Below are 22078 nucleotides of genomic sequence, written 5' to 3'. Positions count from 1 at the left end.
ACTGAAGCTTTCACCGCTCGCGCATTTAATGTTATGGGGTTCAGATAGCCACTGGCTTCATGCGCGGTTGATTTTGCTCGTCATCCTTGGGGCAACCGCGGCGGGAAAAATGACAAGATCTCTGTGATAACCCGATCAGGCTGCCTTTGATGGATATAATGACCGCTTTCCGGGACATGTATGTGAGTGCCGCGCGGGAGCCGATCAGCAAACTCTTCTGCATAGTTGATCCAAGCCCGCTGGAAAGCGTCGCTAACACCAATGCCGCCGCGTCCCGCAGACATAATGGTGACGGGGATGCGCTCCAAAAAAGACAGATCGCGTAAAGTGGCTTCCGTATTGGGCATCCCTCGCAGTTCTAGAATTTCGGCGCGCCCCATCAAGGCCATAAGAGCGACTGGAGGTTTGCAACCCTTCAATGCCAAAGCTTGGCAGCGCGCAGTGAAGTCCGGCAAACGCGCATCAACAAGCACAAGCCCCGCGACCTTCTCGGGGAAGGCCTTCGCATACGCGAGCGTATATGTGCCGCCAACCGAATGGCCAACAAGGATATAGGGAGGTCTCAGACCTTTGCCGCGCAAAGTTATATCAAGTTGTTCTGCGACTTCACGGCCCGTTCGACGTCCGTCGAGATCGCCAGGCCAAACCCGCAAATCTGCCAATCCTAGACCGCCATATCCTGCGCGACTCCATGCAAAGTGGGAGATGTTTTTTGGCAGTTGCGCACGCAGAGCAGCCCAGCTTTCAGAACCATCGCCGAGGCCTGCTTCGAAAACGACTGTCGGTCCGTCTGCTATCGGCCCGCCTGCTATTTGATCATCAGGACCGGTCGAGCTTACACAGCCCGTCAGGCAGAGAACAATTGCAGCCATCAAAAAGTTAAATTTCATCAAAGTTTACTCCGGTTTCCACCGAACTGATACGCGTTGATCATAATTCTGACGTCCGAACCAAGCGGTTCGAACGTTTTTTAGCAAGGGCGATCCGGGGCTTATACCATCCGCAATACCGCCACCCCGGCCATGCTGTTCCGGTCAAGGTCGGGTGGGCGCAGTCTTTAGGATGGATGCCTTAGTCCGCTTGGTATTTGTATCAGCGCACTGCGAGAGGGCTGTATCAAGCGTATTGATCAGCGACGCTGCCGGGTTCAAGAGTGTGGGTGCCTTACCGCGTGTTGCGTTGATCCTCAAAGTCAGCCTCATCTAGAGCCAAAAAAGGTGCGATCCACTTGGACCGGACGTCGGTGAAGGCAAATCATGCACTATGTCCCTGACGCATCCACAGGTGTCATTAGGCACATATGAATTGTGAACTGCTTTCAAGTGTCTCGTGCTCCAGAAGCAGTTCAAGAATAATCTCCAAAGAGTTAAGGAAATAAATACCTTGGAAGAAATAGTATATACCCCGACCAACCCGATCGTAGGGGTGGCCATTTTAATTCTTATCCTCCACCTCGTTCTACGTCACTTCGTTCTGATGATGATGTTTGGTGACATTATTTTAGGTTGGTTACGCGGCTTTAGCTGGTTCCCTGCGAAGGGGAAACGCCTGCGTGCGGTGTTGCATTGGGTCATCGCTGTAGCAGCTTTAATTGGATTTTTGATTGCGGCGGGCTCAATGGGATGGCTGATACCCAAGACACAGGTTTGAATCATAATAAATGGAGCTTGATCCCGAGCGTATGTCGACTGGCGATATAGGTAAGTAACGGGCAGTGCTGGCAACTGAAATCAGATAGTCCAGTGTCAGCATTGCCTTGATCTTCGCCAATATCATTACTTCGAGATCAATTAGGCGTGCCCGTGTGTTTCATATTGCATCACGGAGCTCTGCGCAGCGCATTTTCAATCATTGAAGGAGCGGGTGGAAATTTGTCAAAGGCAGTTAAAATTTCGCTGTGGGCTTTGGTCGCAATTTTCTGCACTGTCGTGTGTGTCGAGCCCAGACTTATATTTGATGTCTCTTTAGGTTTGCCCATCAATCATCCCGCTCGATGGATGGCTCTAGGGGTCTTTGGAACGTTGAATTTGTATTCCCTTTGTATGATTAGAAAGGAATTGTTTCTTGAGCGCACATCCAACGGTCAGTCTCCTACAATTCATCGCCCGCGCCCGCATCCTATGCCTGATGGGTTCGTGGACGAAGTAAAAGACGGTCTAAGTACACTTGCAGGTTTTGGATTACATCTAAAGGGTGATACGACGCGACTGGACGCGGTGTTCGCACGTGCCGTTTGGGAAAAACACATTTGTTATTGGGCCCATATCAACAAGCAGGCCCCCCAGAATAGGCCAGAGCTCCACGACCTATTGCAAATGATGGTCGATGAAGGTGATGGTCGTCCAATTTGTTCGCGCGTTACACAAATCGATTTAGAGGACACTCTACTCGATCAAGCCTATGTACAATTCGCGTCTCAGATCCGCTATGTGACGGATGGTGTTTTAGATTTTCAGAAGCTTCGCGAAGAAGGAAACTTCGGTTCTCGCAGCTTTTGTTTCGATCTCTTTGGTCAGAGCTATACTTGGCCAATAAAAGAGTCCGGTCGCACTGTTGACCTTGAACTTTTTGCCCAACTTGCGCGGCTTATTCCGAGCTATTGCAGTGATGATGGATCGCCGCTTCGGTTTGCCTTCGAATACGGCGGTGATACTTCAGACGCTGTTCTTCTCCGTGAAAGGGATCTGGAGAAATTTAACGCAGCACTTGGGACGTGTTATCAATGGATTGATGAATGAGTTTTCTCAACTGAACTGATCCACACACATTTTTTGGGAAACGGCGGACCAAGAATGTTAAGCAAACAACCAAAGCCGGAAGGGATTGTCGCGAATTTACCTCAGGTTGAAATACTGACCGGGCAATATATGCCCCGTCTGGATGCAATCAGACAGATCGGTGTTGCTAAACAAACCAACTACCGCTGGCAAAAACAATACGGAGGAATGACGTAGATAAATTGAAACGGCTGAAGTGGCTTCAAAAGGAAATTGACTGGCCCAGAAAAGCTGCAACGGATTCGACGCTGGACAAATTGATCTCGATGGAACCGGCACTGGGAAACTTCTAAGCCCCGGTTGTCGCTCAGGCTGGAATGATCGCTTACATAATCAGTCCACCTTCAAGTTTGAACCATAGACATGAGAATTTTCTCGCGAGTACGGCGAACGACAGTTCAGTCCGCTCCTCGTTGATCGGTCGGAACTGCGGCGAAAGGTCGTTCTCGGTTTGGGCCAAATCGACGTCCACGAATGACCGGAATGGTGACACAAGCCGCGCTGTCCGATTGAAGTGCTGCGATTGCGAACGATGCTGCGTCAGCAACATGCCCAAACATCAATGTCGGGAAAGTCCCGCATCTTTCCCATTCGCCGACCTCGAAATTTCGCTATCGCAGCGAATGACCGTTAAGCGGGCAGCGACCGCAGCATCCGGTGGATGGGTTGAGTGACCGCTTTGGGCCGTTCGCCTATTGCCTAAACGGGACGACGTTTGCACCACCGTTGGCAAAAGCGACTGCGCCTTCACTGCGAATGGTTCTGATTGCCTCTTCGAAAGCGGCTCGGTCGTCTTCAAAGAGATCATCCCAGACAATGGAAGTCCCGTCTTCGGTCACAACTTCCAACGACCAGCCGTCTCCGCCTTCAAGTTTGTAGATGTCCACCTTGAATGGCACCCCATCCTCAACGATGCGCTGCGAGGCGCTGGAAATGACAAGGTTGGGTTCGCGTTCCATATGAATACCTCTTTGGTCTGCTGTAAATGATAGAAGCAAAGATCACGGAAGCCAATGTCCGCAAAGCGGGATGCGGTTGCGGCATCTTGAGCAATCAACGAAAGGCCGCAAAGGGCCGTCCGCGACGATGCAGTAAAGCGTAGGCTCGCTTTGTCAGCCATTAGCCTCGTCGACAGCCTTTGGATTCTAGACAAATTCCACGTTTTCATGAAGCGGCGCACCCGCGCGGCGGGTGCATATGAGGTGTTTGCCCTCTAGCGGCGGGCAAACCGAGCCAGGGCGAAACGGCACCCAAAGGGCACATCGTGACGCAAAAGGACAAATGTCCTGACTATCGATAAGAAATAATTGGTCGGAGCGAGAGGATTCGAACCTCCGGCCCCTGCCTCCCGAAGACAGTGCTCTACCAGGCTGAGCTACGCTCCGACCGTGGAGGGGTGATTATACCTAGGCCTAGGGGGATGCAAGCCCAAATTATTCAGTTTTCTTGTGGGTGCTTTGGCGCAAAAATACTGAAACATTGGGCCCCGTAGAACTGACCGCCCTGCTGCGGGTTTTCAGCACTGGGGTGTTGTCTGACCGTCCACCGCGAGCCTCCCGGAGTACGATGAAGATACCGCTGGCAATGATAATCGCCGCGCCAAGAAGTGTCGTGAAATCAATTTCTTCGCCAAAGAGTAAGCTCCCATAAATCGTTGCCCAGATGATTTGAGAGTACTGCATCGGGGCGACCGTGGCTGCTTCGCCGATGGTGTAGGATTTTACAACCAAGAGGGTTGCGCAGAAACCAAGCAGGGCGATGATTGCGATGCTTCCAAGCTCGGTTGCTTCCAGCGGAACATAGCTGAACGGCAGGGCAAACCCCATGACCAGTACAGTGGCCAACATCGGGAACAACATCAATACGATCGAACGTTCCTCGTTGCTGACTTTCCTTAGGATCACCGATTGCAGGGCATTCCCGAGAGCTGCAACCAAAGCCGCCAAATGGCCCACGCCCAATTCAGTTTCTCCGGGGCGTAGCACGACCAGAACACCGATAAAACCAACTGCAACCGCAGCCATTCGGGGTAGGCCCACGCGTTCCTTCAGGACCGGAATGGACAGCAGCGTGATCAACAGAGGTGTGGCAAACAGCAGCGCATAAGCTTGTGCCAAAGGTAAGACAGAGAACGCATAGAAGGCGCTGGCCGGGATCACAGGAATGATCAGAGCGCGAAGAAACGTCCAGCCTGGATACTTGGGACGTAGGTTCCCGATGGTTTTGTCACCGACCATCATGACAGTCAGCAGGGGAAAGGACAGAAGGCTGCTAAAGAACACAATCTGAAAGGCCGATTGTGTTTCACTTACAAACTTCACGATCACGTCATGAGTGGAAAAAATTCCATAGGCGATCAATGCGTAAATGGCGGCTTTTGCGTTCATTTGGTTACCGGCTGCGTTCTTGGGTGGTCTGATAGCGCTAGCGTGTCATGAAAGCTGCCGAAGTGACAAGCATTTAAGCGACCCGGCGTTAGGCGTTTTTGGAAAAGAAAAACGGACCGGAATTTCCGGTCCGTTCACATGCACGATGTGCAACGTGGTTTAAAGATTGGCGTCTAGTGCAGCGATGATTGCATCACCCATGCCAGAGGTGGTGACCGGGGTTACGCCTTCTTCGCCCAAAAGGTCTGCGGTGCGCACGCCGTCCGCCAGCACCTTCTCAACTGCGCTTTCCAGGCGGTCTGCTTCCGCGCCCAGGTCAAAGCTGTAGCGCAAGGCCATTGCAAAGCTGAGAATGCAGGCGATCGGGTTGGCTTTCCCTTCGCCAGCGATGTCCGGTGCGGACCCGTGGACCGGTTCATACAGTGCTTTGGGGCGGCCGTTTTCCATCGGAGCACCCAACGATGCAGACGGAAGCATTCCCAGTGATCCGGTCAGCATGGCTGCAGCGTCAGACAGCAGGTCACCAAACAGGTTGTCAGTCACAATAACGTCGAACTGTTTAGGCCAGCGGCAGAGCTGCATGGCACCCGCGTCTGCGTACATGTGGGACAGCTCAACCTCGGGGTAGTCTTTTGAAACCTCGGTTACAACTTCGCGCCACAGGATGCCGCTTTCCATCACATTGGCTTTCTCCATCGAACAGAGCTTCTTGCCGCGACGCATAGCAAGTTCGAAAGCGGAACGCGCGACGCGCTCGATTTCGGACTCGGTGTAACGCTGGGTGTTGATGCCCACACGTTCGTTGCCTTCTTCGATGATGCCGCGCGGCTCACCAAAGTAGATGCCCGAGGTCAGCTCGCGCACGATCATGATGTCGAGGCCTGCAACCACGTCTTTTTTCAGTGACGAGAAATCCGCCAGCGCATCAAAGCATTGTGCCGGACGTAGGTTGGAGAACAGGTCCATCTCTTTGCGCAGGCGCAGGAGGCCACGTTCAGGTTTTACGGAGAAGTCGAGAACATCGTACTTCGGACCGCCAACAGCGCCCAGCAGAACGGCGTCGACTTCTTGCGCTTTGGCCATTGTGTTGTCATGCAGCGGGGTGCCATGGGCGTCATAAGCCGCGCCGCCAACTAGGTCTTCGCTCACATCGAACTGAATGTCGCGCTTGTCACCAAACCAGGTGATGATCTTGCGTACCTCGGCCATCACCTCGGGGCCAATCCCGTCACCGGGCAGAATCAGAATCGATGGGTTAGACATCCTCAGTCTCCTTGAAATCGGTCGCTCCGGAGGTATCGTTCCTGCCCGGTGGGGTCAACAAGAGTGCTGAAAATAAGGGGCTTTGGCGGTGTCCTTAGGGGAATTCAATGTCCATCCATACCAGATAGTGGCGGCTAGCGGTTGCCACAGGTGTTTCTGATCGCATCGGCCAGTGAACTCCGGCATCTGTCACGGTCAACGAAGTATCCGGTAGGATGTAATCAACCCTTAACGCGCCTGTTTGCGGCCAAACCACCGTATTGGCGCCGCCAGCCTCACTGCGTGGTGTCGGATCTTGCAGGCGCGGGTGGGTAAGCAAGGTCCTAATAGCCCCGTGCCGCCCTTCACCACGGTTGGGATCAAGGTTCGCGTCGCCGATCACAATGACCGGTTCGGTAAAGCCGTTGTCCTGATCCAGAAGGTGCGACCATAGCATGATCTCATCATGGTTGCGTTTGCCATTGCGATCCTCATCTCCGTCGAAAACCGGCGGAGTGGCATAAAAAATGAGAAGGTTCAGCCGCTGCTGATCCGGGAGCTCAACAGGAAGGATCCAGTGATTTGAGGAGGATAGCCGCTGGATGTGTTGCGCTGCCGCACTCGGAAATGGAGCACCGTCAGGGTGTTGCGGTAAGGATGCCCAGGGGAGTTCATGCCACAGTTGCGGGGTCAGATCCACGAGTTCAGAGGTAAGCAAGGTCCATTTTGAGAAGACAACGATCCCATTTGCGCCGGTAAAGTCTCCGTAGCTCTGAGTGTCGCGCGGCCCGCCGTGCTTTCCATCTCCATCAAGGTCCAGGTCGGTGCGTAACCCGCTGTTGGGACGCGCCGTAAAGGCGTGGTCATACACCAGCTTTCTATCCGCCAGACGATGCTGGAAGGCCGCCATGGCCCGACCTTCACTGTCCCAATCGATACCCTGCAGGACCAAAATATCCGGCCTGGTGTCGATTATCACATCAATAATCGCCTCTGCTTGTGGCAGTGACTTTTGCTCCAACGCGCGCAAAAGCAGACCGGGGCCTTTTTGTGAGAGCTCGGTGTTGTAGGTTGCGACCCGAAACGTCTCCGCCGATACGGGTGCAGCGATGATAGCCGCAAACAAGGCTGCGACCACACATCTCATATGGTTTGCAATGAGTCCGAGGCGGCATAAGTGCGTCGCCGTTGCGCTGCGATAAGGTCAGCAACCCGCAGCATTGCCATTCCCCGCATGACCATAGAGGCCGGAACAAAGGCCCAAAGGGCCATGCCCCAAATCAGCATCATTGGGTGGCCCAGGATGGCGATGCCCAGAAAGCTGTCGACCATCTTGATGCCGCCGGGGAGGGCGAACGGTAGTAAAACACCCAGAATGACGTTCAGACGGCCATCACGTGTCATCCGACTGACAACGTCGCCGCCGGTGGTCGGATCGAACAGAGGCAAGTTGGTCCAGACGTTGAAGGAACCAGATGAAATTGGCCAGCCAGTTACTCTAATTGCAAAGGCGACGCAGGCTGTTGAAAGTATCGCAATAAAACAGGAAAAACCTGCCGCCGCGCGCGCGATGTTTTCTGTAGCCGTGCTGGTGTCCTCCGGCAGTATCAACGTCATCAGTTGGACCGGAGAAAGCGGAAAGTCGAGAGCATTGCCTAAAACTTTTCCAAGCCCGTGAAAAAGTGTGGTCAACCCATTTGAATTTGGGCCGTGGCGGAGCATGAGCGCTAAGCCGCAGACCATCATGAACAGGGCGACATATCGGATGCGGTTGAGTGGCGGAGCGTCCCGGAATTCGACGAAGCTCGGAAAATGAGAGTTATATTCAGCGAAGATCAAAGCCCCAGCCAGCAAGGCGAGGAAGACCACCAATTCCGGCGTTCCATTGATGTCCTGCGCTAAGATCAAGGACGGCATGGCAATGAGCAATGCCACCAAAATCGCACGCACGGCTGCTGCTGCAATCCGAGCTATCACATTTTATTCCTCAAACCGGACCGGCGCATTTTCACGCTCGTCGTCGCACTTTGAAGCGCCCCAGAATTGCCTGGGGGGCTCTGCCTCATTTTTGCCCTTATTTCATCACGATTGCCTTAATCGTCTCAAGCGTGGAGGCGGAAATTACGAGGTTTTAATGCGTAGTTTTACCAGGTGGTGCCGTAATGCATCATCTTTCACGTGAAAAATCAGCGTCTTGCGTTAACTATCTGGGGAAAAGGTAAGGTTTTGTCGGGAAACGCGCGCAACTGAAGTGTGGCGAATTTGTGGTGATTTTCGGATCTTGGACCTGAAAAAGGCCGCCCCAAGCTGGGGGCGGCCATTTGTTTTCCAGACTGTAGTCGCCTGCATTACACCCAGGGACGGGCCTGTGCGGCTTGGTCTTCAAAGGTTTTGATGCTTTCGGCTTTTTCCAGCGTCAGGCCGATGTCATCCAAGCCGTTCATCAGGCAGTGCTTTTTGAAGGCGTCGACTTCGAACTTGATCACATCTCCTTCGGAGGTGGTGATTTCCTGAGCGTCCAGATCCACCGTCATGCGGGCGTTCTCGCCTTTTTCGGCGTCTTTCATCAGAATGTCGACTTGCTCCTGAGGGAGAACAACCGGCAACATGCCGTTCTTGAAGCAGTTGTTAAAGAAGATGTCGGCAAATGAGGTCGAGACGATCACTTTGATGCCGAAATCCGCCAACGCCCACGGCGCATGCTCACGCGAAGATCCGCAGCCAAAGTTGTCGCCGGCCACCAGGATCTGGGATTTGCGATACTGGGGTTTGTTCAGCACAAAATCTTCGATTTCTGTGCCATCCCGGTTATACCGCATCTCGTCAAACAGGTTCTTGCCAAAGCCGGTGCGCTGAATGGACTTCAGGAACACTTTGGGGATGATCATATCGGTGTCGATATTCACCAGCGGCATGGGCGCTGCGATACCGGTGAAGGTTTCAAACTTTTCCATTTTGCTTGCTCCTTACATCAACTCGCGAACGTCAGTCAGCTTGCCGGTCAGCGCGGCAGCCGCAGCCATCGCGGGTGAAACCAAGTGCGTACGCCCTTTGTAGCCCTGGCGACCTTCAAAGTTCCGGTTCGAGGTTGCAGCGCAACGCTCACCTTCACTCAGCTGATCGGGGTTCATTGCCAGACACATAGAGCAACCGGCCATGCGCCATTCAAAACCCGCAGCTTCAAAGATTTCGGCTAGGCCTTCTTCTTCAGCTTGGGCGCGTACCAGGCCAGAGCCGGGAACGATCATAGCACGCATGCCGTCCTTGATCTTCTTGCCTTTGACGACTTCGGCCACGGCGCGCAGGTCTTCGATGCGGCCATTGGTACAGGAGCCGATAAAGACGGTGTCGATCTCAATTTCAGTCAGCTTCTGACCTGGCGTCAGGCCCATGTATTCGATCGCGCGTTTTGCGGCTTCAACTTTACCGCCTTTAAAGTCCTCGGGGGAGGGAACCACGCCGGTGATCGGCAGAACGTCCTCAGGAGAGGTGCCCCAGGTCACAACCGGTTCGATGTCCTCGCCGCGCAGGGTGACAACTTTGTCGAACTGCGCGCCTTCGTCAGTATAAAGGGTCTTCCACCAGTTCAGAGCGGCCTCGAACTGCGCGCCCTTGGGGGCATGGGGGCGGCCTTTGACGTATTCAAAAGTGGTCTCGTCCGGAGCGATCAGACCTGCACGCGCGCCACCTTCGATGGCCATATTGCAGACGGTCATACGCCCTTCCATAGAAAGGTCGCGGATCGCTTCGCCACAGTATTCGATCACATAACCGGTGCCGCCACCGGTGCCAGTTTCACCGATCACAGCCAGAGTAATGTCCTTGGCGGTCACACCCGGCTTCAGCTTGCCGGTGATCTCCACCTTCATGTTTTTGGACTTCTTCTGGATCAGCGTCTGGGTCGCCAATACATGCTCGACCTCAGAGGTTCCGATGCCATGCGCCAGCGCGCCAAACGCACCGTGGGTCGCGGTGTGGCTGTCGCCACAGACAACGGTCATGCCGGGCAGGGTCCAGCCCTGTTCGGGGCCGACAATATGTACAATACCCTGGCGCACGTCAGAAACCGGGTAGTAATGCACGCCAAATTCCTTGGCGTTTTTGTCGAGCGCCTCAACCTGGATGCGGCTTTCCTCGGTCATTGTGGCCGGGTCGGCGCGGTCCAATGTGGTTGGCACGTTGTGATCCGGTACCGCGATGGTTTTGTCCGGCGCGTGCACTTTGCGTCCGGCCATTCTCAGGCCTTCAAACGCCTGCGGGCTGGTCACTTCATGGACCAGGTGGCGGTCGATATACAGCAGACAGGTACCGTCTTCGGCCTCATGCGCGACATGCGCATCCCAGATTTTATCATAGAGTGTCTTCGGGGCGGTCATTTCGCTCTCCCGTGGATGGTCATAGAATTGTGGAGTCATCAGCGTTTTCAGCCCGCACTATGTATGCAAGCCAAACGGTCAGCCGAATTCACAGTCGTGCCAACACCGTGCGCATCGCGCCGTGAAATCGCCAAGGCAGCCAAGCCCTGTCGGAGATATCAAAGATACGTTCCATGGGCGTCCTTTATAGAACTCACCTGAGACTCGCAAGAGAACAGCGAGCGAAACGGCTTAATGGTTTCCGGAAGTCGGCCGATGCCGTCGTGTGCCCCTTTCACTGGCTGCGCCAAAGGGTGTAAATAACCGCGCTGAATCGTTATCGCCTTTCCCATTTGTGCGAATTCGTGCACACAAGCGCTTCGATTCGCCCTTGGTCTTTCAGCGCTCGTTGAAAAACCGGGGGGCTTTTGCTATGGTAATACCACCCTGCGCCGGGATGTGCGGCGCCTTATATGGAGGACATTGTCCTGTCACCCCAAGCTGACGTGGCGAGCAAAGGCGGCCACACTCTGGCGGTTAAGCCCGCCTCTCAACAGCCCACCAGCGAAGCGCTGCTGGAGCGTGTTCTTTCTTCTCTTGATGATGATAAAGCTGAGGATGTCGTGCAGATTGATCTGCGTGGCAAAACGTCCTTTGGTGATTACATGGTGATTGCCTCCGGTCGTTCGAGCCGTCAAGTGGCCGCGATGTCGGAAAAGCTGATGGATCGTCTGAAGCAGGAATTTGGCATTGGTTGCAAGGTCGAAGGTAAGGATACCGGAGACTGGGTTCTGATCGATACCGGAGACGTTATCGTCCACTTGTTCCGTCCCGAAGTGCGTGAATTCTACCAGATCGAAAAGATGTGGCAGCCTGCAAGCGGTCAGTCTCCTTCTGCACCGATCACGGTCTGACGCGCCGGTTGAGAGAAAACAAAGACATTTGATGTAGCCGCCGTACGCGCGGCTGACAGCAAAGGTATCTACAGATGCGTATTCACATCTGCGCGGTGGGGCGATTGCGGTCCGGGCCTGAAAAAGCTCTGATTGATGACTACCTCACCCGTTTTGACCGCACCGGTCGCGCGCTGGGTTTGGGGCCTGCGCGCGTGGTCGAGGTCGAAGATAAGAAAAACGCTGGCATGGGGGCTGAAGCTGCACTGCTTCGCAAGGCATTGCCAAAGGGGGCGCTTCTGTGCACGCTGGATGAACGGGGTCAGCTTCTGACCTCGCCCGAGTTTTCCCGGAAAATGGCAGGATGGCGCGATGGCGGTCGGCAGGACTTGGCGTTTGTCATCGGGGGCGCGGATGGGATCGATCCGGGTTTGCGTGCCGAGGCGGATTTTTCCATTTCATTTGGCAAGATGGTCTGGCCGCATATGATGGTGAGGCTGATGCTCACTGAACAGATCTATCGCGCGGCGACGATCGAAGCTGGAAGCCCCTATCACCGCACGTAGTTTAAGGTTCGAGCTGTACCTCAAACAGTGTTTCGGCCCAGCCATCCACATTGTCACGTGCCTGAATGAACACCTGCTTAGTGTTGGTTGGGATCTCGACCCCGCTTAGCGACCGGGTGAACGGCTGTTCGTGTTCATGCGGATGCAGCAAGGTACGCAGACCAAGTTCCGTCCCGTTGTTGTCGAGGACTCGCCAGCCATCTGCATAGTGATCCCAACCTGTGTCGCCATGGCGCAGGGTCACATCAAATGTCCAGCTTGAGCCGCGTTGTGTCGCCTGTGCCGAAACGATTTCCGGCGCATCCGCAAAGCTTGCGGAGGCACCAAGGGTGAGGCAGAGAATAACAGAAAAGATCCGTGTCATGCGGGTAGGTTATCTGCAATCGTCTTGGACTGGGGATCACGTTTGCGTGCAAGCGCATGATCGGCAGGCGTGCTGAGCAGGACTTCGCGTGATTTGGACGCAAACTCGCGCCGGTATAGCACCGCCAGGGTGACCAAAGTGGCGACAATCAGGGAAATTGGGCCGAGCAGCCAGGCGCATGTGGAAAGCGAGAAATAGGTGGCGCGCATGCCGCGATTGAAACTGCGAGCTGCGGTGATGTTCAGTTCTGCGGCCTGCGCAGCACGCTGGTGCACCAGAGGCGCGTTCGGGTCATTGGGGACAGCAGCCATCAGGACAGATCCATATCCGAAAAGCCGATGTGACCAAACGAACTTTAGGAATGCGTTGCACAGTAACAGCAGTACCGCGATCAGCTTGGCCTCCCAGACAAAAATGGGGGCATCGGCCTGAATGAAATCGCTCGCAATACCTGCAAGCTGATCCGCTTGGCCGATCAAGGCCAGTCCGCCACCAATGGCGATCATTGAAGCGGAGGCGAAGAAAGCTGTGCCCTGACGCAGGTTGCTGACGAGCTGGGCATCAAAGATCCTTGGCTCGCGGGTTACCATCACTGTCATCCAGTCGCGCCGGAAGTCCGCCATGAGAATCGACACAGACGGCCGGTTGGGCGAGGGGTGTTCAATGCGCCAGCCGATCCAAACCCATGCTACAAGAACAAAGGCAAGACCTGCGAAATCCAGCGGCGAAAACAAAGCGATACGGTTCAACCAAATCATGCAGGCACCGTACCGCCGGACGCAGGGGCTTGTCAGGTCATAAAATTGGTAATATGTTTTTACCAATTCAAGCGACGGTATGTGCCAGAGGAGAGCGCGCCATGGAAATGCCAAAGCCAGATCAGTTGGTATTGGACCGAAAGGCCGCGCTCATTGCTGAGCTGTCTCAGGTCTTGCCTCAGGATGGGATTATTTCTGATCCAGCTGAAACCCGTGCTTATGAATGTGACGCGCTTACAGCCTATCGCTGCCCGCCCATGCTGGCGGTTTTGCCAACAACCACGAAAGAGGTCGCGGCTGTACTCCGGATCTGTCACGCGCAGAATGTCCCCGTGGTGCCGCGTGGAGCTGGTACGTCTTTGGCGGGTGGTGCATTGCCCACCGCTGATTGTGTGATTCTGGGAGTCGCACGAATGAATGACGTCTTGGAAACCGACTACGACAACCGTTTTATCCGTGTTCAGACCGGTCGCACCAATTTGAGTGTCACAGGTGCGGTGGAGGATGAGGGCTTCTTTTATGCCCCTGATCCCTCAAGCCAGCTAGCCTGCGCAATTGCCGGCAATATTGCCATGAATTCCGGCGGTGCACATTGTCTGAAATATGGCGTAACCACCAATAATCTGTTGGGCGTCACAATGGTGATGATGGATGGCTCGATTGTCGAGATCGGTGGGGTGCATTTGGATGCAGGGGGGCTGGACCTTCTGGGGGTTATCTGTGGTTCCGAGGGGCAGCTTGGGGTCGTGACCGAAGCAACCTTGCGTATTCTGCATAAACCTGAAGGCGCGCGCCCCGTCTTGATCGGCTTTGACAGCAACGAAGTAGCCGGAGCCTGCGTGTCCGATATTATCAAATCCGGCATCCTGCCGGTAGCGATCGAATTTATGGACCGTCCCTGCATTCGCGCCTGCGAGGCCTTTGCTCAGGCCGGTTATCCCGATTGTGAAGCGCTTTTGATCATCGAGGTTGAGGGCAGCGAGGTCGAGATTGATGATCAGCTCGCCCGCATTATCAAAATCGCCCAAATGCATAACCCTGTTGAACTTCGCGAAGCCCGGGACGCAGATCAGGCCGGACGCATTTGGTTGGGGCGTAAGTCCGCCTTTGGTGCGATGGGGCAGATCAACGACTACATGTGCCTGGATGGGACCATTCCTGTGTCCACTTTGCCGGAAGTGTTGCGTCGCATTGGTGAGCTGTCTGCCGAATACGGGCTGGAAGTTGCAAATGTTTTTCACGCTGGCGATGGCAATATGCACCCGCTGATCCTGTTTAATGCCAATGAAAACGGTCAGTTGGAAACCTGCGAGGCGCTTGGGGCTGAGATCCTGAAACTGTGTGTCGAAGTGGGGGGATGCCTGACAGGTGAACACGGCGTCGGGGTCGAAAAGCGCGATTTGATGCTGCATCAATACACGCGCGAAGACCTGGAAGCGCAACTTCGCGTAAAAGACGTGTTCGACCCCAAGTGGTTGCTCAACCCTGCCAAAGTCTTTCCTCTGACTGTAACCGCTGCACGGCGGCAGGTTGTATGAGCAGGCTTTGGCCTTTCGCTTTGCCCCAATGGGCTCAACGGCCCCCCAGAGTATTTTGGAAAAACAGATGATCACTCCCCAAAATGAGATGGAACTGGCGGCGGCGGTTGCTGAGGCAAAAGGCCCGTTGTGTATCTCTGGCGGCGGCACCCGAGGGCTGGCGGTTCCGGGCGAGGTGCTGAGCACGGCTGGGCTGACCGGGGTGTCACTGTACGAGCCGGGCGCGCTGACCATGGTGGCCGCCGCTGGAACACCCCTGGCCGAGGTGGAGGCGTTGTTGGCCGCAGAAGGACAGCAACTGGCCTTTGAGCCGTCAGACTATCGCGGCCTTTTGGGGACAGCAGGGGAGCCAACGATTGGCGGAGCCTTTGCTGCCAATATTTCAGGCCCACGCCGGGTTCAGGCGGGCGCGGCGCGGGATTTCCTGTTGGGGGTTCGTTTTGTCGACGGGCGCGGGCAGGTAGTAAAAAACGGTGGCCGGGTGATGAAGAATGTCACCGGTTATGATCTGGTCAAGCTGATGGCAGGCGCGCATGGCACCTTGGGAGTGCTGAGTGAAGTTTCTTTCAAGGTTTTGCCCAAGCTGGAATTTACTGGCACGTTGGTTTGGCAAGGGTTGAATTGGGCGCAGTCCTTGCAAGTTTTTCAGGCGTCTATGAATTCTCCGTTTGATGTGACCGGAGCCGCTCGTTTGCCTGAGCAGGCAGAGCGGCCTTCGCAAACGCTGATCCGTTTGGAGGGTGTTGAAGCCTCCGTATGTTATCGGATGGAACAGCTGCAACGAAAATTGTCACATCTCGCAACGGCAGATGTATTAAGCGGTTCAGAAGCCGCAGACCCCTTGTGGCGTGCAGTGCGCGATGTGGAACTGTTTCATGGGAAACAGGGCGCAGTCTGGCGCAGTTCTATCAAGCCAAGCGACATGCCTCAGTTGGTCGAACGGGCGAATGGACAACATATAGTGGATTGGGCCGGCGGGCTTGTATGGAGCCTTGTAGAGGAGCAATGCGATCTGCGTACGGCACGATCCAACATCAGCGGGCACAGCACTTTGGTTCGCGACAATGTCGGAGCCGCGCGATTTGAACCGCAAGCGGCACCTCTGGCGGCACTTGCACAGGGGCTTCGCGCGCAGTTCGATCCGCGTGGCATCCTGAACTCTGGACTGATGGGGTAAATCATGCAGACCAACTTTAGTGAGGAGCAGCTGCGTGATTCAGGAACACAGCGTGCAAATGAGATCCTGCGTTCCTGCGTGCATTGTGGTTTCTGCACGGCGACCTGCCCGACGTATCAGGTGCTTGGTGATGAACTGGACAGTCCGCGCGGACGGATCTACCTGATCAAGGACATGCTGGAAAATGAGCGGGAACCGGATGCCAAAACCGTCAAGCATATTGATCGTTGCCTTGGGTGTTTGGCCTGCATGACCACCTGTCCGTCGGGCGTGCATTATATGCATCTGGTGGACCATGCGCGTGCCTACATTGAACAGCGCTACAAAAGGCCATTCTCAGATCGGACATTGCGTTGGATATTGTCGCGGATCCTGCCTTATCCGGGGCGTTTCCGCCTCGCGCTGCTTGGTGCAAAATTCGGGCGGCCTTTGCGCCACCTGCTGCCTGACCCGCGGTTGCGGGCGATGTTGGAAATGGCGCCCAAACGCATCCCGCCAGTGTCGCGCAACGATGATCCACAGAGCTTTGCGCCGGACGTGCCGAAAAAGCTGCGGGTGGCCTTGATGACGGGCTGCGCTCAGAAGGCGCTGAATACGGACATCAATGACGCCACAATCCGCTTGTTGCGGCGCTTTGGTTGCGAGGTCGTGGTGGCCAAAGGGGCTGGTTGCTGCGGGGCGCTGACACATCATATGGGCCGTGAGCGCGAGGCCCATGAGACGGCGGCCAAGAATATTCATGCCTGGAGTGCTGAGATCGCGGGCGATGGTCTGGATGCAATTGTCATCAATACCTCGGGCTGTGGCACTACGGTCAAGGATTACGGGCATATGTTCCGCAACAGCGACCTTGCGGACCCCGCACAAAAGGTTTCGGATCTGGCGGTTGATGTCAGCGAGCTGTTGCTGCGGCTGGAACTGCCCGAAGGGGCGGGGCAGGATCTGACCGTCGCCTATCACGCTGCCTGTTCCTTGCAACATGGGCAAAAGGTGAAGTCAGCGCCCAAAGATTTGTTGAAACGCGCAGGGTTCAAAGTGGTTGAACCCAAGGACCCACATCTGTGCTGCGGTTCGGCGGGCACCTATAATCTTCTTCAGCCCGAAATTTCAGCCGCGTTGAAAGCGCGAAAGGTCGAAACGCTTGAAGCCAGAAAGCCGGATGTGATTGCAGCTGGCAATATCGGCTGCATGATGCAAATCGGTTCAGCTGCGGCTACACCGGTTGTTCATACGGTCGAACTGCTGGACTGGGCCACAGGCGGCCCGAAACCGCCCGCTTTTGCAGCGCAATCTGACGCAGACCCGGTGCCTCGGTTGCGTTAGTGCGCGGTTTTCCGGTCACGGTTACGTTAATGGCTTTTTAATTCCTGTGAACTGCCCCATTTTCGCCCTGGTCCCGCTACACAGTTGCGGAATAGTTTGAGACTTTTGAGATGACTGGGGCATATCAGGTGCAAATCAAAGCAAAGATCGGCATGGTTTTGGTCAGCCTTTTTGCCGCCATTGGCTCTTTGGCTGCCGCGGACAGCCGTTTGGAACGTCTGGAGACACTGGACGCTGGCCGTTCATGGGATGCTGTTGGTCGGCTTGATCTGAACGGGCAGGGGCTGTGCACCGGGGCGCTGATTGCACCGGACCTGGTTTTGACGGCAGCCCACTGCCTCTATGATCCGGATACAAAGCTACAGCTTGATCCAACTACGATAGAATTTCTGGCGGGTTGGCGTAATGGGCGCGCCTCGGCCTATCGGTCGGTGTCCCGGGCAACCGTACATCCGTCGTACATCTATGATGACGAGGTTTCATCTGATCGGGTGCGCAATGACATAGCACTTCTGCAACTGCAACGCCCGATCCGGAACACCACTGTAAAGCCGTTTGAGACGGATGCCCGCCCCAGGAAAGGGGATCAGATTGGCGTTGTGTCTTATGCCCATGATCGCTCCGATGTACCCTCTTTGCAGGAAGTCTGCGGCGTCATGGCACGACAAGCCGGAGTTTTGATTATGTCCTGCGACGTGGACTTCGGATCCTCCGGCGCCCCTGTCTTTTCCTTCGAGACGGAGATACCGCGCATTGTCTCGGTAATTTCTGCCAAGGCGGAGGTGAAGGGAAAACGCGTCTCCTTGGGGGCGTCTCTGGCCGAAGATTTGGAGTTGTTGCGTGCCAATTTGACCGGAACGGGCGGAGGCGCTTTCACAGCCCCAACCGGTGTGCGTCGGGTGCGTGTCGGAGACGCACCAGGACAAACCGGCGCAAAATTTGTGAAACCATGATTTTACGTGCGGGCCTTGCAGCGCTTTGTGCTCTGCTTTTTCTAGCCCAGGCATCGCTAGCCGACGGTTCGGGATTGCGTAGGCTGACACAACGAGATGACCTGTTGGGGTGGGAAGCCGTTGGCCGTCTTGATATTGACAATGATAAATATTGCACGGGCACATTGATTGCAGCGGACCTGGTTCTGACTGCGGCGCACTGCGTCTACCGGCACAATGGCAATCTGGTATCCCCTGAACACGTTACTTTTCGTGCAGGGCTGCGTGACGGCGTTGCAATCGCGGAACGGAAAGCACAACAGATTGCGGTCGATCCTCTCTTCGAGCCCGGCGGTCGGCTGACAGCAACAGACGTTCGCCACGATGTGGCATTGGTTCGGCTGCGCGAACCCATTACCGTACTGGATGCGGATCCTTTTGGTCTGCATCAAGGTGATCCGCGCGGGCGTGATATTTCGGTGACATCTTATGGCCGAGGACGATCCCAAGCCCTGTCGCGGCAACGCCACTGCAACATTGTGGCCGAGCAAAACGGCATGTATCTAATCGATTGCAACGTCACCTTCGGCTCTTCTGGTGCTCCCGTTTTTGCAAAAGTCGGGTCACGGGTGAGGATACTGTCGCTAGTCTCTGGGGGCGGAACCTACCAAGGGCGCAAGGTGGCTTTTGGGATGGCTCTGCCAGACCGCGTTGCTGAACTGAAAGCCCAGCTGCGTCGCAATCCTGTCAGTGGCCCGGGAGGCACATTTGATCGCAGGGCGCAGGGTTCGGGTGCACGTAGCAGTGCGAAATTTGTCCGCCCTGGCGGTTGAAACCTTTCTGATCACGCATATGTCAATTGTGTTCGGGTCGCCCAAAGTGGGGCCCGACGCTTTAACCCGCCTGTCCCATGGGGAAGGCACTGACATATATCGCTCGTGAAAGAGGATAAAACGACATGCGTACGTTTGATTTCGCACCGCTGCACCGCGCCACCATTGGGTTTGACCAAATTGCCGATCTTATGGATCGAGCTTTGAACGCCGATAGCAGCCACACAAGTTACCCGCCCTATAATATCGAAAAGACTGCCGCTGATGCTTATCGCATCTCGATCGCGGCGGCCGGCTTTTCCGAGGAAGAGCTGAGCGTTGAGGTAAAGGAAAATGCCCTGATTGTTGCCGCCAAAAAGGCCGAACAAGAAGGCGAACGCACTTATCTGCACCGTGGTATCGCTACGCGTGCCTTCGAGCGCCGATTTACTCTGGCCGACCATATCCGGGTGACCGGGGCCAGCCATTCAGATGGTATGTTGCATATTGACCTGCAACGCGAGGTGCCCGAGGCACTGAAACCCCGCCGCATTGCAATTAATGGCCAACTGCCCGAGACAGCAGAGATTGAGGCCAAAGCCGTTAACTAACCCACGTCCCTTCCTTCCGGGTTAGACCTGCCCGTCGGCTTTGTCGGCGGGCTTTTTGCACCCTGTGTGCACCAAAGAAAAAGGGGCCTCGTAAAAGGCCCCTTCCAAAGATGATTTGCGTTGTGACTTAGTCGACTTTGCCGATTGAGAAGAACATGGTCTCACCCGAGCTGTCGTCCACACCGTCATTGTCGGTAGAGATAAACGCTGTGCCGTCTTTCAGGATCGCCAGGCCTTCGACTTTGTCCAGAACATAACCGCCGGTTGACTTCAGGTCGGGCAGCAGGTCGCGAACCAGTTCTTTGGAAACAACGGGCAGCTCACCACCAAGCGGAGCCGGAACCATTTCGGCAGCAGGGATGCGATAGACTTTCTTGGTCACTGCGCGGTCGTCATGCTGGTTGTCACGCTCGATCACATAGACATAGTCACCGTGTGCCACGATCTCGGACAGGCCAGTCCAGCCTTTTGCAGGCTCCGCTTTGGGATAGTGCACGGCACCCCATTCTTTGGTTTCGGTGTTGTAGGCCACCAGTTTCACGTGGTTTTTGGGATCGTCTTTCCATTCACGCTGAACGGCCATCCACAAGGTGTCGCCAATTTTGGTGATGCCTTCAAAACCAAAGCGCTTCTCAACCGCCATCAGCTCTGCAGGCAGGCCGAACTCTTGCTTGTGGCCTTTGATCAGCCCGTCTGCAGTTACGTGATATAGCGCGTGCGGGATCGCGCGGTCGGTACGGCCTTCAGATGCCAGCCAGAAGCCGCCTTTGCCGTCCAGGGTGATGCCTTCGAGATCCAATTTCTGTGCCGGCTGACCGTTGGCACGGTGCACGCGGATCACATCGACGATACGCGCCGGGGTCTGGGACGGATCGATTTTGAAAATCGAAGGCTGGAAGCTGTAGAAGCTGTCGTTCACAGCGTAGATCATGCCATCGTCATCAGCAACCATGCCAGAGATTGCACCCCAGCCGATCAGCTCATCTGTGCCTTCAGAGGTCAGATGCGGGTATTGTGCCGGTGCGTCCTGATACTCAAACAGCATCACGTGAGCCCGTGCACCTTTGTCCTCGATCAGGTCTTTTTCGTTTGCGGAAACCAGCAGGTTACGTTCTGGAATGGTGACGTACCCCTCTGGGCCGACACCTGAAGACAACAGTTGCTTCAGAACGGGATTAGCCGGGTCGGTTACGTCATAAACACCAACGACAGAGGCGCGTTCAGCACCGACAAACACATAGGGTGTGCCGCCGAATTCGCCAAAGGTTACGGATTCAGGCTCAACACCTTTGGAGTCTGAGCGTTTGTCCGGGTAGTGACCGATCTGGATGATGGCTTTTTCAAAGTCGGTGCCGCTGTCGTAAACAACAGTGCCATTCTTGTTGAAGATAGTCCAACCGCGTGAACCGCCGTTGTAGTCGCCTTCGTTTGCGGTCGCAAAATGGGTGTCGTCGATCCAGGTGACCGCATCCGGTTCACGCAGACGGCCGTCCTGGCTTTCGGTGAAGATCAGCGCGCCGCGCTCGTCGGTGGCGTCGATATTCTTCAGGTCGACAGAGCCCGCAGAGAAATGGTTAAGCACGGTGCCGTCTTTGGATACAACAACCATGTGGTTGTTTTCCTGCAGGGTGATGACGGTTTCACCCAAAGCATTGATCGAAACATATTCAGGCTCGGGATCTGTTGGGGCAATCTCTGCCAGACCGGTCAGGTCCACCATCTTCATCGAAGAACAGTCCAGACCGCCTTCGGTGGTGTTGACCAAGATCAAGTTACCGGCAGGAAGCTGCGGGATAACGCCGTCGTTCAGGTCTTCGTCACGTTCGTTCTCAATCGCGATGGCGATAAATGCGCCATCTTTAGATTTTGCCAGACTGTCGGGCTGACCACCCAAATCGCAGGCGGCAACCTCATTTCCGGTTGCCGTGTCGATGGCTTTTACAACGCCGGAAGGCTGGGCGTAGCTTTCAGAGGTGTTGACGCCCACATATGCAGTATTGCCGACAACGGTAACAGATGTCGGTTCGCCACCCAAGTCGATGTTGCCTTTGGGGGCCGGGTTTGCGGGATCGGTGATGTCGATCATACCGAGCGCACCCAGAGGGCTGTCGGTGTAAACCAGCGTCATGCCATCTGCGGTCGCGTCGATGATCTCGGGCGAGCTTTCGCGTTTGGTGTCCTCACCTTCGGCCATGTTCTTGATGACCGGGAAAGAAGCGATGCGGTTGAAGTTCATTTCAGCCGAAGCCTGAACAGCAGTCAGGGCAAGGGCCGATGTCAGGCAAAGAAGACGCACGGACATCATAATTCTCCCAATATTTAATGCTGATGGGACATGACGCC

Annotated in this window: 22 protein-coding genes and 1 tRNA gene; 11 read left to right on the top strand and 12 right to left on the bottom strand. The window is 55.2% G+C overall.

The genetic code is table 11. The features are described from left to right. Positions 1-80: 80 nt before the first annotated feature. Positions 81-890, bottom strand: coding sequence for an alpha/beta fold hydrolase (locus ACXAEW_RS04050; RefSeq protein WP_474940115.1), 810 nt, complete (start codon positions 888-890; stop codon positions 81-83). A gap of 493 nt (positions 891-1383) precedes the next feature. Here ACXAEW_RS04050 and ACXAEW_RS04045 point away from each other — a divergent pair, with 493 nt between their 5' ends. The 3 genes from ACXAEW_RS04045 (at position 1384) to ACXAEW_RS04035 (ending at position 2954) form a co-directional block, all read left to right on the top strand. Continuing rightward, positions 1384-1650: a hypothetical protein gene (locus ACXAEW_RS04045; protein WP_474940114.1), complete on the top strand. Its 267-nt coding sequence runs from the start codon at positions 1384-1386 to the stop codon at positions 1648-1650. 221 nt (positions 1651-1871) lie between these two features. Further along, positions 1872-2738, top strand: a complete 867-nt coding sequence (locus tag ACXAEW_RS04040; protein WP_474940113.1) for a hypothetical protein — start codon at positions 1872-1874, stop codon at positions 2736-2738. A gap of 54 nt (positions 2739-2792) precedes the next feature. Beyond that, complete coding sequence (locus ACXAEW_RS04035; protein ID WP_474940112.1) at positions 2793-2954, top strand: hypothetical protein; 162 nt, start codon at positions 2793-2795, stop codon at positions 2952-2954. A gap of 515 nt (positions 2955-3469) precedes the next feature. Here ACXAEW_RS04035 and ACXAEW_RS04030 read toward each other — a convergent pair. From ACXAEW_RS04030 to leuC, 8 genes are all read right to left on the bottom strand, one after another. Beyond that, on the bottom strand, positions 3470-3736 hold the full coding sequence (locus ACXAEW_RS04030; protein WP_474940111.1) for a hypothetical protein: 267 nt from the start codon (positions 3734-3736) through the stop codon (positions 3470-3472). Between the two features lie 349 nt (positions 3737-4085). Continuing rightward, a tRNA-Pro gene (locus ACXAEW_RS04025) sits at positions 4086-4162 on the bottom strand. Between the two features lie 48 nt (positions 4163-4210). Beyond that, entirely contained in the window at positions 4211-5164 is a 954-nt protein-coding gene (locus ACXAEW_RS04020) for a DMT family transporter (protein ID WP_474940110.1), read from the bottom strand. Positions 5165-5323: 159 nt separating this feature from the next. After that, positions 5324-6427, bottom strand: a complete 1104-nt coding sequence (gene leuB / locus ACXAEW_RS04015; RefSeq protein ID WP_474940109.1) for a 3-isopropylmalate dehydrogenase — start codon at positions 6425-6427, stop codon at positions 5324-5326. Between the two features lie 94 nt (positions 6428-6521). Then, positions 6522-7553, bottom strand: coding sequence for an endonuclease/exonuclease/phosphatase family protein (locus tag ACXAEW_RS04010; RefSeq protein ID WP_474940108.1), 1032 nt, complete (start codon positions 7551-7553; stop codon positions 6522-6524). Next, on the bottom strand, positions 7550-8356 hold the full coding sequence (locus ACXAEW_RS04005; protein WP_474940107.1) for a hypothetical protein: 807 nt from the start codon (positions 8354-8356) through the stop codon (positions 7550-7552). Before ACXAEW_RS04005 ends, ACXAEW_RS04010 begins: the two co-directional genes overlap by 4 nt. A 398-nt stretch (positions 8357-8754) precedes the next feature. Further along, a complete protein-coding gene (gene leuD, locus ACXAEW_RS04000) occupies positions 8755-9360 on the bottom strand; it encodes a 3-isopropylmalate dehydratase small subunit (RefSeq protein WP_474940106.1) in 606 nt (201 codons plus the stop codon). 12 nt (positions 9361-9372) lie between these two features. Continuing rightward, positions 9373-10782 (bottom strand): 3-isopropylmalate dehydratase large subunit, encoded by a 1410-nt coding sequence (leuC, locus tag ACXAEW_RS03995; RefSeq protein ID WP_474940105.1) that lies wholly within the window; start codon positions 10780-10782, stop codon positions 9373-9375. Positions 10783-11234: 452 nt separating this feature from the next. Here leuC and rsfS point away from each other — a divergent pair, with 452 nt between their 5' ends. Both rsfS and rlmH read left to right on the top strand, forming a co-directional pair. Then, on the top strand, positions 11235-11675 hold the full coding sequence (gene rsfS / locus ACXAEW_RS03990; RefSeq protein ID WP_474940104.1) for a ribosome silencing factor: 441 nt from the start codon (positions 11235-11237) through the stop codon (positions 11673-11675). A gap of 74 nt (positions 11676-11749) precedes the next feature. Further along, positions 11750-12220: a 23S rRNA (pseudouridine(1915)-N(3))-methyltransferase RlmH gene (gene rlmH, locus ACXAEW_RS03985; RefSeq protein WP_474940103.1), complete on the top strand. Its 471-nt coding sequence runs from the start codon at positions 11750-11752 to the stop codon at positions 12218-12220. Between the two features lies 1 nt (position 12221). On the opposite strand, the gene ACXAEW_RS03980 is transcribed toward rlmH, so the two are convergent. Both ACXAEW_RS03980 and ACXAEW_RS03975 read right to left on the bottom strand, forming a co-directional pair. Continuing rightward, positions 12222-12584, bottom strand: a complete 363-nt coding sequence (locus ACXAEW_RS03980) for a hypothetical protein (protein ID WP_474940102.1) — start codon at positions 12582-12584, stop codon at positions 12222-12224. After that, positions 12581-13342: a DUF599 domain-containing protein gene (locus ACXAEW_RS03975; RefSeq protein ID WP_474940101.1), complete on the bottom strand. Its 762-nt coding sequence runs from the start codon at positions 13340-13342 to the stop codon at positions 12581-12583. The genes ACXAEW_RS03980 and ACXAEW_RS03975 overlap by 4 nt, the downstream gene beginning before the upstream one ends. 101 nt (positions 13343-13443) lie before the next feature. Here ACXAEW_RS03975 and ACXAEW_RS03970 point away from each other — a divergent pair, with 101 nt between their 5' ends. From ACXAEW_RS03970 to ACXAEW_RS03945, 6 genes are all read left to right on the top strand, one after another. Further along, the gene (locus tag ACXAEW_RS03970) at positions 13444-14880 is read left to right on the top strand and encodes an FAD-linked oxidase C-terminal domain-containing protein (RefSeq protein ID WP_474940100.1); all 1437 of its coding nucleotides are present in this window, start codon (positions 13444-13446) and stop codon (positions 14878-14880) included. 67 nt (positions 14881-14947) lie between these two features. Then, positions 14948-16057 (top strand): FAD-binding protein, encoded by a 1110-nt coding sequence (locus ACXAEW_RS03965; RefSeq protein WP_474940099.1) that lies wholly within the window; start codon positions 14948-14950, stop codon positions 16055-16057. 3 nt (positions 16058-16060) lie between these two features. Beyond that, the gene (gene glcF / locus ACXAEW_RS03960) at positions 16061-17380 is read left to right on the top strand and encodes a glycolate oxidase subunit GlcF (protein ID WP_474940098.1); all 1320 of its coding nucleotides are present in this window, start codon (positions 16061-16063) and stop codon (positions 17378-17380) included. A 152-nt stretch (positions 17381-17532) separates the two neighbouring features. Next, positions 17533-18333: a trypsin-like serine peptidase gene (locus ACXAEW_RS03955; protein ID WP_474942986.1), complete on the top strand. Its 801-nt coding sequence runs from the start codon at positions 17533-17535 to the stop codon at positions 18331-18333. Then, on the top strand, positions 18330-19145 hold the full coding sequence (locus ACXAEW_RS03950; RefSeq protein WP_474940097.1) for a trypsin-like serine peptidase: 816 nt from the start codon (positions 18330-18332) through the stop codon (positions 19143-19145). Before ACXAEW_RS03955 ends, ACXAEW_RS03950 begins: the two co-directional genes overlap by 4 nt. A 125-nt stretch (positions 19146-19270) precedes the next feature. After that, positions 19271-19735: an Hsp20 family protein gene (locus ACXAEW_RS03945; RefSeq protein ID WP_474940096.1), complete on the top strand. Its 465-nt coding sequence runs from the start codon at positions 19271-19273 to the stop codon at positions 19733-19735. A 127-nt stretch (positions 19736-19862) separates the two neighbouring features. On the opposite strand, the gene ACXAEW_RS03940 is transcribed toward ACXAEW_RS03945, so the two are convergent. Next, on the bottom strand, positions 19863-22037 hold the full coding sequence (locus tag ACXAEW_RS03940) for an esterase-like activity of phytase family protein (RefSeq protein WP_474940095.1): 2175 nt from the start codon (positions 22035-22037) through the stop codon (positions 19863-19865). Positions 22038-22078: the final 41 nt, after the last annotated feature.

Source organism: Epibacterium sp. ABZ3_068, assembly GCF_056159265.1.
The sequence above is the reverse complement of the archived record's forward strand: the minus strand, read 5'-3'. Positions and strand labels throughout refer to the sequence as shown.